The 14,828-nt window shown below is 41.3% G+C and carries 11 protein-coding genes; 4 read left to right on the top strand and 7 right to left on the bottom strand.

Translation table 11 applies throughout. The features are described from left to right. Nucleotides 1-229: 229 nt before the first annotated feature. The 6 genes from AC1U9Z_RS10565 to AC1U9Z_RS10540 form a co-directional block, all read right to left on the bottom strand. Nucleotides 230-517, bottom strand: a complete 288-nt coding sequence (locus tag AC1U9Z_RS10565; protein ID WP_479957397.1) for a hypothetical protein — start codon at nucleotides 515-517, stop codon at nucleotides 230-232. 152 nt (nucleotides 518-669) lie between these two features. Beyond that, nucleotides 670-2,046, bottom strand: a complete 1,377-nt coding sequence (locus tag AC1U9Z_RS10560) for a tyrosine phenol-lyase (protein WP_333530483.1) — start codon at nucleotides 2,044-2,046, stop codon at nucleotides 670-672. A gap of 233 nt (nucleotides 2,047-2,279) precedes the next feature. Then, nucleotides 2,280-3,830 (bottom strand): sigma 54-interacting transcriptional regulator, encoded by a 1,551-nt coding sequence (locus AC1U9Z_RS10555; protein ID WP_333530482.1) that lies wholly within the window; start codon nucleotides 3,828-3,830, stop codon nucleotides 2,280-2,282. A gap of 59 nt (nucleotides 3,831-3,889) precedes the next feature. Continuing rightward, complete coding sequence (locus AC1U9Z_RS10550) at nucleotides 3,890-6,832, bottom strand: ATP-binding protein (protein WP_479957396.1); 2,943 nt, start codon at nucleotides 6,830-6,832, stop codon at nucleotides 3,890-3,892. 14 nt (nucleotides 6,833-6,846) lie between these two features. After that, nucleotides 6,847-8,343, bottom strand: a complete 1,497-nt coding sequence (locus tag AC1U9Z_RS10545; RefSeq protein WP_479957395.1) for a two-component system sensor histidine kinase NtrB — start codon at nucleotides 8,341-8,343, stop codon at nucleotides 6,847-6,849. Nucleotides 8,344-8,462: 119 nt separating this feature from the next. Next, a complete protein-coding gene (locus AC1U9Z_RS10540; RefSeq protein WP_333530479.1) occupies nucleotides 8,463-8,711 on the bottom strand; it encodes a hypothetical protein in 249 nt (82 codons plus the stop codon). A 157-nt stretch (nucleotides 8,712-8,868) separates the two neighbouring features. Here AC1U9Z_RS10540 and thrC point away from each other — a divergent pair, with 157 nt between their 5' ends. Further along, nucleotides 8,869-10,368 carry a threonine synthase gene (gene thrC, locus AC1U9Z_RS10535; RefSeq protein WP_479957394.1) on the top strand — a complete coding sequence of 500 codons (1,500 nt, stop codon included), beginning with the start codon at nucleotides 8,869-8,871 and terminating at the stop codon, nucleotides 10,366-10,368. An 87-nt stretch (nucleotides 10,369-10,455) separates the two neighbouring features. Here the strand turns inward: thrC and AC1U9Z_RS10530 are convergent, their stop codons facing one another. Further along, entirely contained in the window at nucleotides 10,456-12,111 is a 1,656-nt protein-coding gene (locus AC1U9Z_RS10530; RefSeq protein WP_479957393.1) for a Na/Pi cotransporter family protein, read from the bottom strand. A gap of 323 nt (nucleotides 12,112-12,434) precedes the next feature. Here AC1U9Z_RS10530 and AC1U9Z_RS10525 point away from each other — a divergent pair, with 323 nt between their 5' ends. From AC1U9Z_RS10525 to ehuA, 3 genes are read left to right on the top strand one after another with little or no spacing between them, the layout of a single operon-like run. Beyond that, nucleotides 12,435-13,265 (top strand): amino acid ABC transporter substrate-binding protein, encoded by an 831-nt coding sequence (locus AC1U9Z_RS10525; protein WP_479957392.1) that lies wholly within the window; start codon nucleotides 12,435-12,437, stop codon nucleotides 13,263-13,265. A gap of 24 nt (nucleotides 13,266-13,289) precedes the next feature. Then, nucleotides 13,290-13,961, top strand: a complete 672-nt coding sequence (locus AC1U9Z_RS10520; protein ID WP_333530475.1) for an amino acid ABC transporter permease — start codon at nucleotides 13,290-13,292, stop codon at nucleotides 13,959-13,961. 11 nt (nucleotides 13,962-13,972) lie between these two features. Continuing rightward, entirely contained in the window at nucleotides 13,973-14,764 is a 792-nt protein-coding gene (gene ehuA / locus AC1U9Z_RS10515; protein ID WP_479957391.1) for an ectoine/hydroxyectoine ABC transporter ATP-binding protein EhuA, read from the top strand. Nucleotides 14,765-14,828: the final 64 nt, after the last annotated feature.

Below are 14,828 nucleotides of genomic sequence, written 5' to 3'. Positions count from 1 at the left end.
TGATATACATTCCCGGTTAATGTATAATTTGGCTGTAAAGTTTTGTTCACAACTATATTTTACAACAAAAGACGGCTTCTGGCATCTGCCAGTCGCCGTCTTTTGTTGTTTTCCAGGCTGGCTTACTGCGACAGCCCCATTGTTAAGAGTTTTGATAAAAAGGTAGTTTTGCTATTCTCCCCTGGTACGATAATTTATATCGAAAGGACACGGGGATCATTCCAACAACTTATGCAACCTCAATAAGGGCGATACGGTCTTTATCGTAGAAGCCTTGTACGCGATCCCCTTGTTTAAGTTTAACTTTATTCTTTACCTTGAGCATAAAAGTTTGGTTAGCTCCCGCTTTGACCAAAATTTTATACTTATACTTGCCCTTCTTAAAGGGTTCAAGGAAAACAATGGTCCCACTTACGGGGGTCATATTCTCGGAGATTTCCTTCATCATTTTCTGTTCATAACGTCTCTGTAGTTTTGCTTTAATCTTTTCAATGAGTGATTTAAAAAAACTAAACAATCTTCTATCTTCCCTTCCTATTCAGATATGGACATATTGACTACTTTATAGACGAAATTGATGGGAAAATAGATCAAGGAAAAAATTACTTTTAATAAACCTTCTTCATGAGCAAGGCAATTCGGATTATTAGAAATCAATTTTGCAAGGTCTTACTTAATGGGTTCAAACCGTGCAGTGAAGAAACGAAGTACCGGCGGCTCGTAGACCATCTTCAGACCAGGGATGGTATCACGCATTTTGTAAAGCTCGATAACTGCCTCGGCTACTACATCCATATGAGCGTAAGTGTAGACCCGGCGAGGAATGGTTAAGCGCACCAGTTCAAGCTTGGGATAGTAGTGTTCACCGGTTTGGCTATTTCTTCCTGCGGAGATAATACCGCGCTCCATACTGCGCACACCGGAAATCTTATACAACATAGCAGCAAGCATTTGAGCCGGGAACTGATCCTGTGGGATGTGGGACAGGAATTTACGAGCATCTAAAAAGATTGCGTGGCCACCCACAGGTTTTACAATGGGTACACCTGCTTCCTCCAGTTTTTGACCCAGGTAACGAATCTGATCAATACGGTGCTTAATATAATAGTAATCCACTGATTCACGAATACCCCGGGCCATCGCCTCCATATCACGACCAGCCAGACCACCGTAGCTGGGCATACCTTCGAACAGCACCACCAGTTGAGTGGCCTTTTGATAGAGGTCCGCGTCGTTAAGGGCCAGGAAACCACCGATGTTAACCAGGCAGTCTTTTTTACCGCTCATGGTAGCACCGTCAGCATAACTGAACATTTCTTTAAGAATTTCAGCAATGGACTTATCCTGGCAACCTTCTTCACGCTCTTTGATAAAGAAAGCGTTCTCTACACAACGGGTAGCATCAAACATTACCTTAATGCCATGTTTGTCAGCTAATTGTTTAACTTCCCGCATGTTTTGAATGCTAACGGGTTGGCCGCCAGCCAGGTTAACCGTTACGGCTAGGCAAATGTAGGGAATTCTTTCCGCGCCGACCCGGTCGATTAAAGCCTGAAATTTGTTGAGGTCAACATTCCCCTTGAAGGGATGTTCCAGTTGGGAATCATGGGCTTCGTCAATGATCACATCTTCAAAGGTGGCTCCGGCCAATTCCTGGTGAGCCCGGGTGGTGGTGAAATACATGTTGCCAGGTACATAGTCACCGGGTTTAATGCAGATTTTAGAAAGAATGTTTTCTGCACCACGACCCTGGTGAGTGGGTACGACATAGTTAAAACCATAAATTTCTTGGACAGCCTTTTCCAGATTATAGAAGTTTGTGCTGCCAGCATAGGCTTCGTCGCCAATCATCATACCAGCCCACTGGTTATCACTCATGGCAGTGGTGCCGCTATCAGTTAACAAATCGATATATACATCTTTGGATTTTAGTAGGAAAGTGTTGTAACCTGCTTCTTCAATTGCCTTTGCCAATTCTTCCGGTGTTTTCATTGCTATAGGCTCAACGGCCTTAATTTTAAAAGGTTCAGCCATAAATTTTGCCATGTTCTTATTTCCTCCTAATTCAGTAATTTTTAGAACGGCCTTTCTGCCCTATAGTATAAGCAACTACCGTGCCAACCCAAAAAGGGTTAAAATGACACCTTTTCTATATTTTTCGGTACGTTTTGTTTCCACTTTTGTTTCCGCTGTAACGCCGTGTTTACAATGTTCTGAATAAAACAAAAAAAGGAGTATCACTTGCTACGAAAAGTAGTTTATGACACCCTTCTGGTATTTTACTTGTCAACTAAACCATATTTACGCAGTTTTCTTAAAACAGCAGTGTGGGAAATGCCCAGGACGGCACCTATCTTTCGCGCGGATCGAAAGCGTTTGTACGTCTCTTTTACAATGGTTTTTTCTACTTCCGCCAGTCTTTCTTCAAGGGTCTGATAGGTGGCAAAATCCACATTTTGGGGAGACTGGGCAAAGGCAGGTCTTTTATTTAAATGAAAATGTGCTGCCTCTACCAGTGGCCCATCCACCAGGTTAACAGCCCGTTCAATAACATTTTCTAATTCACGAACATTTCCCGGCCAGTTATATGCCATTAATTCCTTTAGGGCTGCCGGAGAAAAGGAAGGCACGGGACGGCGTAATTTTTCAGAGAAACGCCGCAGGAATAGTTCTGCCAACAAAAGAATGTCCTCCTGGCGTTCCCGCAGAGGAGGCAAAAGGAGTGGAATCACATTCAAGCGATAATAAAGATCCTCCCGGAAAAGTTTTTGGGCCACCATGTCTTCCAAATCTCGATTGGTAGCAGTAATGATCCTCACATCAATGGTGATTTCCCGGGAACTGCCTATACGCCTAACCCGACGGTCCTGGAGCACACGTAGTAATTTTGCCTGAAGATGCACCGACACTTCTCCCACTTCATCAAGAAAAAGCGTGCCATTATTGGCCATTTCAAAGAAACCTGGTTTTCCTCCTTTTACCGCCCCAGTAAAAGCCCCTTCCTCATAACCAAAGAGTTCACTTTCCAAAAGGGTTTCCGGTATGGCCGCACAGTTAACCGCCACAAAGGGATTATCTGCCCTGGGTGAGGCACTATGCAGGGCCCGGGCAAAAAGTTCCTTGCCAGTGCCAGTTTCCCCACGGATTAACACCGTGGAATCACTGGCTGCATACCGCTGGGCCTGGCCCGACACCAAACCCATGACTTTACTTTTAAAGGGGATTTCCGCAAAGGTCACCGGCCGGGAAGCTGTCATTTTTTGCACCAATTCCCGCATGTTTCTGTTATCCATCAGCTTTACCACCACGCCATCGATGGTACGATCCTCTAACCTTAAGGGAATGGTACTAACAATACAATAGGTGCCAATTGATTGAATATATACTTCACAGTTGCGCTGGGACCGACCAGAGGCAAAGGTTTCATTTACCAGCAGGTCAGCGGCCAGTTGCTGAGGCAAGGGGTGATCTAAAGCAGCCTCAACACGTAATCGTAAAATACGCCCTGCCGCCGGGTTGCATTGAGTCACAATGCCTTGTCTGTTAATGGCCAAAATCCCATCCTGGACAGTAGTCAAAACGGCATTTAATTGTTCTGCCCTTTCTTTGTAGGGCATGGTATGGACTGGCTCTACGTCAAAGATGCCCGGTATTCTTTTAAGGGCTTCCATTAGTTCGACCTGCTTCTCTTTAGGGACACCTTGACTTTCCAAAAAAATAACGCCATGGTCAATTTCAATGGAAATTACACTTGTTTTGTTATCTCTTAAAACAACCGATATATCGTGAATTAAGCCAATTCTATCACCGGAAGGCATACGTAAGCGCATAATAAACCACCTTTTAACGACTATTGTTACGATCATTATAACAGACTTTTTAAGCTGTTTTATTTCAACTTACGCCCTGCCAAATTGTACTTTTCTTCCTGGGTAAGATCCTTCGATGTACATATTAATACATTCATTGTTTTCTGCCAGTGGTAGGCATGGAAAATATTCATAACCTGAAAGCCGTCTATTACGGGCATGCAAATATCAAGCAAGATAATATCAGGTTGTTGAGAGAAGGCCAATTCCATTCCCGCCAACCCATCTTTGGCAGCAAGAACTTGATATCTATTTTCTAACATTGCCGTTACCATTTGCCGCACAGCTAATTCATCATCCACCACTAGAACCTTTGGCATATCCTTTGACTTTGAACTCATCTCCTCAAGCAGGCACAAAAGCTCCTCTTTTTTTATGGGTTTGGTTAGATACTTGATATTTATTGCCGGGTTGGCTGCTTCCATTTCCTTTATTGCACAGGAATCAAAGCGAACTGCTGGACCCATTTTCTTTATCGGACCAGGCAGTGTAATGATCAGTTTTGCTCCCTTGCCTTCCTGGCTTTCTACCTCAATTCTGCCACCTTGTAATTCTAATAGCATTTTTGTAATAGGCAGTCCCAAGCCCGTTCCACCTTTCAGCGTATTAGGGGCCTGCTTAAATTCTTCAAAAATCGTTTGATGATATGCCGGGGCAATACCGATCCCCGTATCCGCTACCCAAATTTGTATCTCTTCATTTTCTTCCTTACAACCGATGGTTATATAGCCTTGTTCGGGTGTAAATTTTACCGCATTCGTTAAGAGGTTAATAAAGATTTGTTTCAGTTTGCTTGCATCAGCCAAAACTTTAAAGGAATTGTTTGTTAATAAATTATAGATGCGTAATTTTTTTCTTTTAATGTCGCCGCTAACCATGGCAATGGCTTCCGTCAAAGGTATACTGGGGTCTATTTCCGTTATATTAAATTTTACCTGATTGGCTTCAATTTTTGAGATATCCAAAAGGTCATTTATTAACCCCAAAAGGTGATTGCCGCTGTTATAAATCTCCTCCAAATATCTTTTTTGTTCAGGATTAATCTTACCAACCACCTGATCCAAAAGAACATCGGAAAATCCGATAACGGCATTTAAAGGTGCCCTCAGTTCATGGGAAAGGGTGGCCATAAAATTCATTCTTCTTTGGCTCATCTCCACCAGTTGATCATTTTTACTTTGTAACTCAAGGGTAATTTGCTGCATTTCCTCCGATTGGCTCATTAGTTCCTCGGACTGGGATTGTAACTCTTCGCTTTGAGCATTTAACTCTTCATTTTGCTGGGACAACTGTTCATTTGTTTCTTGCAATTGTTCAGAAAGGTCACAAGACTTAGCGTAGGCCTGAGCATTGTTCACCGCAACCCCAAGCAAAGTCGCAATGGATGTAATTTCTTCAATTTCCTGTTCAGATAACCTGTGTAATGAAGCCAGACTTAATACCCCGAGAACCTCTTGCCCAATAACGATGGGGGCTTGAAAAATGGTACTTGGCTTTATCTCATTACCCAGCCAATTAATTGTATAAACCGTATCATCTGAAACTTCTGTTAGTACCTGTATCTTCCTGGTACGATAGGCCAATCCTTCTAAACCCTCATTTAAGCCGATTATTTTCTGTTTTTCAGCTAGTTTTCCACCGGGGCAATAAAAAGCCTTGCATTCCAGAACATCTGCCTCATCCCGATGAAGGTAGACCGCTCCCACACGCAGATTGAAATTTTGGCAAACCGAATTAAGGACTTGATTTAACATTTCTTCTAAATCCAGGGTAGCTACCAGAGATTGTAAAATAGCTCTGCGATTTTCCTGGAATCTGAACTGCTTGTCTAAATTATCGGCCATATCATTGAGGGAGTGACCCAATAAACTAACTTCATCTGTTTTCTCCACCACCATGCGTCTGGTGAAATTCCCTTGGGAAATATCCTCCGCTATGGCTACCATCTCTTCCATTGGTTTTAGGGACCTTCTGGTATAAAGGTAAATAAAAATCAGAGCCAGGGTACTAATGATGGCTGTTATTATTAAAGATTTCTTTGCTTGTTCATAGATAGCAGCATAAAGTTCACTGGATTCTTGACAAACGAGGATTCCCCAACGGGTAAGGGTGATATATCTGTATGCACAGATCGTTTCTTCCTGGTTAAGCCAACGTCCCTGCCATACCCCATTTTCCCCTTGACTTACCCTGCGAACCGGCTCAAGATTTAGTTTATATTTTAATGTGGAACCTGGTTGATCCCTTAACTCCGTAATGGTTCTCTGATTCTCATCGACTAAAATAATTTGACCTGTTTTACCGAGATTAACGTTGCCGGTGAGAATGGGTTTGATAACCTCTTCAATTTCCACCCGAAAAACCAGTACCCCCAAAAAGCCTTCACCCGGCTGTTGTGACATAATTGGCACAGAGAAAGCAATACAAGGTTGATTTTTATAAGAAAGATAGGCATTTTGAAGATATGCTGCCCCTGTTTTTAATGGGGTACTGATGATTGCGTCCACCGGACGAGATGTATTCTCACGCCATTTATCTGTAGAAATAATAATTTTACCTTGGCTGTTAGCAAAATATATTTCATCGTAAATCCCGTATTGCTGGCAAATAAGTGTCCAGTATTGTGAAAGCTTATTCTTCCCTAAATCAGCTCCATCCCTACCCGCTACTATGTTGTTAATTTCACTAATAACCATCGGATTTTGAGATATGGTAAGTACATCATTTTGCCGATTATTTAGCCAGCGTGTAATATCCTTTTGCAGAATATCTGTCACCAGGGAGAAATTATTTTCCAATCTTTTAGTGTCCTGTTGTAGTTCCTGCCAAAGAACAAAATAAAGGGTACCAACCTCTAGAAAAATCATAGCCAGCAAAACCACAGCCAATATCTTAAATTTAAGGCTTTTACCCGGGGTAAAGGACTGAGCAATATCTAAATTTTTTTGCTGCTGTTGTTTCATATGTACACTTCCCCTTATTCACTTACCGGTAAAAATACAGAAAAGGTTGTTCCATGACCAACTTTACTTTGTACTTCTATATGACCTTTGTGTTTGTCCACAATCGTATTACAGATACTTAAGCCCAAACCCGTACCCTCCGCTTTGCTGGTATAAAAGGGTACCACGATCTCCTTAATCTTATCTGCCGGAATCCCACAGCCAGTATCTTGAATATCCAACTTCACTTCCTTTTGTAGCAATTGGTAACTAGTAATAATTGTAAGAACACCTCCTTCTTGCATCGCTTCTATCGCATTTTGACATAAATTTAATAAAACTTGTTTGATTTGCCCAATGTCAATATAAACACTGGGAATATTCTCTCCATCGTTTATCTGCAGCCGAATATTCTTTAGCAGCACTAAATGCTCAATTACTTGAGACATCTCCAGAACAATTTGATTAATATTGACCTTCTTTAATTCTAGTGCCTTTGGTTTCGCTAGCTGTAAAAAATCCTGTAATACCTGGTTCATGCGACTAATTTCACTATTTATAATATCGAAATAGGTATCAAACTTTTTATTGGGTGATTGTGCCGAAATCATTTGGGTAAACCCCTTAATAGCCGTTAACGGGTTTTTGATCTCGTGGGCCATGCCGGCAGCCATCTGACCAATGATCGCCAATCTTTCTCGATCCTTGATAATTTTTTCCCTTCTCTTTAGCTCCGTTATATCATCAAATACTGCAACTGCGCCAATTTTTATGCCCCGCATGTCGTAGATAATATCGGTGTTGACTTTAAAGATTTTGCAATCATCCTTATCAATGAATTCAACTTCACACATACGGATACTTTTTTCTTCAGCCAAAGTATCCCGCAATAAATGATACTTATTAAATATGGGTACCGTTTCATAAAGGGGTTTACCAATAACCCCTTTCTTAGACAGCTTTAATAAATCAGCGGCCCTTTGATTAATCATCTGAATGGTTAATTGTTTATCGATTGCCACTACACCGGAAGACATGCAGTGTAGAATGGATTCCGCACTGACTTGTAATTTTTCATAGGCACTTTGCAGCGTCTTTACCTTTTCTTCCTGGTTAAGTATTTCTTCTCTCTTCCTTAGGGTTTTTTCAATTACCCTAGCCAGTTCTCTGTACTTTACAGGCTTTTTTAGATAATCTGCAGCACCTAGTTTTAGAGCCTGGGCCGCTATTTCTTCACTGCCAAAGGCGGTCATAACAATTACCATCGTATTCGGGAAGCCTTTTTTAATATCTGAAAGAATGTTTAACCCATTTTCAGAGGAAAGCATCACATCCAGCAATATCAGATCAGGGTTATTTTGGACGATTATTGAATAGGCTAAGGTGGTATTTAACGCACAAAACACCTCAAAACCAGCGGATTCCAGGTACATTTTTGCTGTCTCAAGGTGCATATATTCATCATCAACGATTAATATTTTTCCTTTGTTGCTATCATTCCTTTCCATTCTTTCTATAACGTAATTAAACATCCTTCCATCACCTCTATTCAATGAATATACGCTAGCATTTTTCAATTCCCTACATACCAATTTGTCTTTTAATGTCGATTAATTCAAAACATTCTTTGTATTATCTCAAAGCTATGTTTTTAGCTTTTTATTTGATTACGTATAAACCACTGAATTTTCTTCCAAAACCCTGTTATTTTTTGTTCCTGTGTTATTTCATTAACCAGCTCGGGATATAAGTTAATACCCGTTAATTCCCCTTTCCTTGCTTTTTCCAAGGCATCTTTATATTTGATTCTTGTTTTATCGTTAATAATAAAATTAACTATATTGCCCCCTTCATCCCGAAAGGCTTTGGTTATTTTATTAACCCGATTGTTTTGAATCACCCCAAAAACCTCCTTTAGCTATTATGATTATTTTCCCACCAGACAAATTTAAAAATGTGAAAATACATTATGTAAATAAAAGCATCTTTACTTGGTCCGTATTTTGGTGTTTAATGTATGTTATAACTACACATGTACACTGGTAGGAGGCAAATGTATGAACTACGAAAGCACCCGTGGTCAATCAGCCATTGTTTCAGCCGCTGAAGCAATAAAAAAAGGGATCGCCCCGGACGGGGGGTTATTTGTACCCACTGAGAAAATTTTTATTAGTTCCACTGAAATTGAGGATCTATGTTCCTTATCCTACTTGGAAAGGGCTGCCTACATACTAAAGTATTTTTTAACGGATTTTACAAAGGAAGAACTGACAGAATGTGTCGAAAGGGCCTACGGTGGCGGAAACTTTTCCTCGCCGGAAATTGCTCCCGTTAAAAAACTAACCGATAATTCAACAGTTTTAGAGCTATGGCATGGTCCAACCTGTGCCTTCAAGGATATGGCGTTACAGATTCTTCCCCATTTTTTAGTTCGGTCCCTTAAAAAGACCGGCGAAACTGCTGAAATTGTTATTTTAGTGGCTACCTCGGGGGACACAGGCAAGGCCGCTTTAGAAGGCTTTGCGGATGTTCCAGGCACAAAAATCATGGTCTTTTTCCCGGAAAAGGGCGTTAGTGCAGTACAAAAACGGCAAATGGTGACGCAGGCAGGAAATAATGTGCAGGTAGTGGGGGTTCAGGGGAATTTTGACGATGCCCAGAGCGGTGTTAAGCAAGTCTTCAGTGACCTAGGGTTTTCTGCGTTGCTGGCCGATCATAATTTCCAACTTTCTTCAGCCAATTCCATTAATTGGGGTCGTTTGGTGCCTCAGATTGTTTACTATTTCTCTGCCTATGCAGATCTGGTTAAGGGTGGCTCGATAAAAAATGGCGAACCCATAAATTTTGTCGTCCCCACCGGAAACTTTGGCAACATCCTGGCCGGCTATTACGCTAAATCAATGGGGCTGCCGATTAATCGTTTAATTTGTGCCTCAAATACAAATAATGTCCTGACGGACTTTATTAAAACGGGTACCTATAGCCGTAATCGGGAATTTTATAAAACAAATTCACCCTCTATGGATATATTGATTTCCAGCAACCTGGAACGTTTGTTATCTGAATTAACCAATCGCCAATCCGATAAAATCAGCCAATGGATGGCCGAACTGAAGAATACAGGGACTTATACGATTGATGCCGATTTGCTGAAGCTTGTTCAGGGGCACTTCTGGTCTGAATATGCCACCGATGAAGAAACCCTGGCTACCATTCGTAAAGTTTGGTTCGATCTTAATTATCTAATGGACACCCATACAGCAGTGGCTATGCATGTCCTGGAAAAATATCGTAATGCCACTGGCGATAACTCTTATACGGTGGTTGTTTCTACTGCCAGTCCCTTTAAGTTTAACGGTAGTGTAGCGAAAGCCATCCTCGATGAACAAACCGTTTCAGAAAAAAGTGAGTTTGAATTATTAAAAGAATTATCTTCCTATACAAATTGGCCTATTCCAGAGGGACTAAGGAATCTTGATCACCTCAAGGTACTTCACCAGAAAGTGATCGGTAAGGATGAAATCGGTAAAGCAGTCAAGGAGATATTACTCGGCTAAATAAAAACCCCCCGGCATCACATCGAAGCCGGGGGGTTTTATTTAGCCTTTTGGTTTTAGCGTTTGCTAACGACTAAGGGCGAATGACTAAGGGCTAAACTGCAGGTTTTCTTTCTGCCAATGGCAGGGTAATTCATTGGTCAAAACCATGGTAATATTCTTTAAATGCTCACCTATCAGACCGTAGCAGTTTATTAATTCCATATGATCAAAGGTAGTTTCTTCTGTTTCACGGGCCCCTTCCTTTAGTCTGATGATATGGCTCATTCGCAAACGAAACTGAAAATCTACAATCTCTTCATAAAGAGTCTTTGCCTGTTCGGCTAAAGCACAATTGTTTGTGGCAAAGGAGGTGTTAACCAGTTGCAACAGGTGAACGATGCGATTGTTTAGGGATTGTATTTCTTGTAAGCCTTCCATCGAAAATCTCTTATTGTGAATGTTCATACTTTCTGCTTTACTAATCATGTTTTTCTCTACCACATCACCAATGAATTCATATTCCCTTATAATGGTGATCAAGCCCATGGCCTTTTTAAATTCGTCTTGGGTCAAACTATGTCTTAATAGCATGGTAAGATACCGATTGGCAGCAATGGACAGCACATCCACCTTTTCTTCTTTTTCGAGAATATTATCTGCTTTATCCTGGTTATAATTTGCTAATAAAGAAGCGGCTGATTTGATCATGTCAAGGACGTAATCCGATATAATCATAATTTCCTTCGTTGCCATACCCATGGCCAGGTCAGGACTGGAAAGCAAGTTTTCATCCAGATATTTAGGCTTAAGCTTACCCGTTGCATCCTTTTTATTGGGCAAAATCATTTCTAAAAAACGAGCTACATATTGAATGAAAGGCAAAAATAAAATTGCCAGCAGGATATTAAATAGGGTATGGGTATGGGCAACCTGGAAACCCGGGGAAGCAGTTATTTTTTGCATTAATTGAACGATATAACCAACTAAGGGAAAGGCTAAAAGTACCCCCATTGCTTTAAACAAAAGATGTGCCATGGCCACCCTTTGTGATTCACGGGAAGAACCAATACTCGATAAGATTGGCGTAAAGGTGGTCCCGATGTTAGCCCCTAAAAGCATATAGATAGCTGGCTTTATATCGATCATGTGCTGCATTGCTAAGAGCATAATGATCCCTATGGTGGCAGCACTGCTGGAGATTAAGAAGGTAAACACCGCTGCAACCATAATATCCAATAAGGGGTAATTACTAATTTGGGTAAGAATTTTAGCAACGGAAGGATCGTTTTTTAGTGGATACATGGTATCAGCCATCATTTTTAACCCTAAAAACAAAATACCAAAACCCATTAAAACTAAAGCGATCCGCTTTTTACGACTGGATTTGGAAAACAAAAAAATAAAGGAGCCAAGAAAAATTACGGGTAACGCTATTTCGGTTGCCTTAAGGGCAATTAATTGGGCTGTTACGGTGCTGCCAATATCTGCACCTAAAACCACGGCTAAGGTTTCCCGTAGGGTTAATATGGATGCGCTGGTTAAGCCAATCAACAAAACCGTGGTGGCCGTGCTGCTCTGAAATAGTAAAGTCATAAAAGCACCTAACCCTAAGCCAACCAGTCTGTTTTTGGTCAGTAAAATCAAAATCTCCCGAAATCTTTTACCGGCCACTTTTTGTAAGTTATCCTTCATCAGTGACATACCATATAACAACAGGCCAACTCCGCCGATCATATTGAGCAGTGAATTTTGCCATTGCATAACCTTCACCTCAATTCTTACGCATAAGATAAATATTAATATACATAAGAATATGTAATAAATAGAATTAAAACAAGAGGTTTTTCTGTAGTTTTTCGTTTTTAGTTTTAAGTTTTAGCTATCTTGAAAAATGGCCGTGGCCCTTGATCCGCTATGCCATCCCTCGCTGTCGCTCAGGATGACAAAAGGTTTTCAAATCGGCTAATGGCTACTTGATATATTTCTTTCTTATTTATTTATTCCATATTGACCTTTTCTCTTTAGTTAGTTAAAATATCAAAGTAGTAGATTATTTAATACATAAGTGGGAGGAGAATTTTGCTGTGAAAAAGAGGAGTTTATGGTTATTAATCATGGTCCTGGCTTTGTCACTGGTGGCAGTAGGTTGTGGTGGCGGAAATAAAGAACAACCTCAGGACCCTGCACAACAAGCAGAGAAAAACACCCTGGAACAAATTAAAGAAAAAGGCGTAATGATCGCTGGCCTGGATGACACCTTTGCTCCAATGGGCTATCGTGATGAAAACAATGATTTGGTTGGCTTTGATATTGATATGGGTGAAGAAATGGCTAAACGTCTAGGTGTTAAAATTGAGTGGCAGCCTACCCAGTGGGATGGTATCATCATGGCTTTAGACTCCAAGCGATTTGACATCATCCTTTCCGGTATGACTGTTACCGAAGAACGCCAAAAGGCCATTAATTTCTCTGTTCCCTATGTTGGTGACGGTCAAATTATGGTGGTTAAAAAAGGCACCACTGGTTTCAACACAGCGGCAGATTTAAAGGATAAGCTTGTGGGAACCCAAGCAGGTAGTTCCGGTGAAGAAGCTGTTAATAAGGTGGAAGGCATTAAAGAAGTTAAACTGTATAAAACCTATCCCGAAGCCTTCACCGATCTGCAAATCGGACGTATTCCTGTGGTGATCTCAGACCGCATTACCGCCAGTCATTACATCAGCAAACGTGCTGATACCTACGAAATTGTAGGCGAACAAGTTACAAATGAGCCTTTAGCCATCGGTTTGCGCAAAGCAGATCCTGAGTTAAAAGAAGCCATAGACAATATCCTAAATGAAATGAAAGAGGACGGTACCTTAACCGAAATTTCCATGAAGTGGTTTAACAGGGATATTACTGTTCCGGTCCAATAAATAACTGGTTAGGTTGGTGACAACATGTTTTTAGGCCCACTGGACATAAACTTCATCATGAAAATTCTTCCCAATTTATTACTAGGTGCCGTAATGACAATTAAGTTAACCTTTTTTGCCATTACCCTTGGGACCCTAATCGGCTTGCTTGTCGCCTTAGCTAAAATCTCCAGCTTTAAGGTATTAAGATGGTTTGGGGGGCTATACACCTGGGTTATCAGGGGTATCCCCCTCCTCCTTCAATTAATGTTTTTATATTACGGTCTACCCTTTATGGGACTTACCCTCAATGAGTTTACCGTGGCAGTAATCGGCATGTCTATTTGCGGCGGTGCCTATATGGCAGAAATTATCCGGGCCGGTATCCAATCCATCGACAAAGGCCAAATGGAAGCCGCCCTTTCCATGGGAATGACTTACCCACAAGCTATGCGACGAATCATACTGCCTCAGGCATATAAAAGGCTGCTTCCTCCCATGGGCAACGAATTCATTACTCTCATGAAAGACAGTTCTCTCGTTTCAGTAATCTGTATGACCGAATTATTAAGGGCAGCAAACCTACTGCAGAATGCCACTTTCCGTCCCATTGAGATTTATGTTTCTGCGGGAATCCTATACTTAATGATGACAACATTTTTTACCATGGTGGTAAACCGTCTAGAGAAAAGGCTAGCGGTTTCGGAAGGTAATTAGGAGGGGTAGAAATGATCAAGGTACAAAACATAACCAAAGATTTTGGTAAACTAAAAGTACTAAAGGGTATTAATCTGGAAGTTAATCAAGGTGAAGTGGTGGTCATTATTGGACCCAGTGGCTCCGGAAAAAGTACCTTTCTACGCTGCCTAAACCATCTGGAGGCCATCAACAGCGGTAACATTTTCTTCGAAAATCAGCCAGTTGGTTTTAATCAAACACCAGAAGGTAAAATAGTTCCGATTAAGGGAAAAGAATTATGTCAATTACGCAGTCAAATGGGTATGGTTTTTCAAAGATTTAACCTCTTCCCCCATATGACCGCCCTCAGCAATGTGATGGAGGGACCTCTAACGGTACTGGGTAAAGCAAAGCCTGAGGCCCGTGACCTAGCCCTTGAGCTCTTAAGTAAGGTGGGCTTATCCAATAAGGCAGACAACTTCCCTAGCCAACTTTCCGGTGGTCAACAACAGCGGGTTGCAATCGCCCGTGCCCTGGCCATGCAACCTAAGCTGATGCTCTTTGACGAACCTACCAGTGCCTTGGATCCAGAGTTGGTTGGTGAAGTTCTCTCAGTTATTAAAAAATTAGCCACTGAGGGTATGACCATGCTTATCGTTACACACGAAATGGCCTTTGCCCGCGAAGTCGCTGACCGTGTCATTTTTATGGACGAAGGAAAAATTGTTGAGATGGGCAGCCCAGATCAGATTTTTACTACTCCACGTCACCCTAGAACGAGAGAGTTCCTAAGCAGTGTATTAAGAGGCTATGAAAAAATACCCTATCCCCAAGTGGGATAGGAGCATGGAAAACAGATGTTTTTAAGTATCACATTAGATAATGTATCGTCATTTTAAACCATTG

Source organism: Desulfotomaculum sp., assembly GCF_982386235.1.
Note: the sequence above shows the minus strand (reverse complement) of the source record. Positions and strands in the feature narration are given on the sequence as shown.

Excerpts from the sequence above, each read along its gene's own strand:
- AC1U9Z_RS10560 (WP_333530483.1), bottom strand. The coding sequence starts at position 2,046 with ATGGCAAAATTTATGGCTGAACCTTTTAAAATTAAGGCCGTTGAGCCT.
- AC1U9Z_RS10555 (WP_333530482.1), bottom strand. The coding sequence starts at position 3,830 with ATGCGCTTACGTATGCCTTCCGGTGATAGAATTGGCTTAATTCACGAT.
- AC1U9Z_RS10550 (WP_479957396.1), bottom strand. The coding sequence starts at position 6,832 with ATGAAACAACAGCAGCAAAAAAATTTAGATATTGCTCAGTCCTTTACC.
- AC1U9Z_RS10545 (WP_479957395.1), bottom strand. The coding sequence starts at position 8,343 with ATGTTTAATTACGTTATAGAAAGAATGGAAAGGAATGATAGCAACAAA.
- thrC (WP_479957394.1), top strand. The coding sequence starts at position 8,869 with ATGAACTACGAAAGCACCCGTGGTCAATCAGCCATTGTTTCAGCCGCT.
- AC1U9Z_RS10530 (WP_479957393.1), bottom strand. The coding sequence starts at position 12,111 with ATGCAATGGCAAAATTCACTGCTCAATATGATCGGCGGAGTTGGCCTG.
- AC1U9Z_RS10520 (WP_333530475.1), top strand. The coding sequence starts at position 13,290 with ATGTTTTTAGGCCCACTGGACATAAACTTCATCATGAAAATTCTTCCC.
- ehuA (WP_479957391.1), top strand. The coding sequence starts at position 13,973 with ATGATCAAGGTACAAAACATAACCAAAGATTTTGGTAAACTAAAAGTA.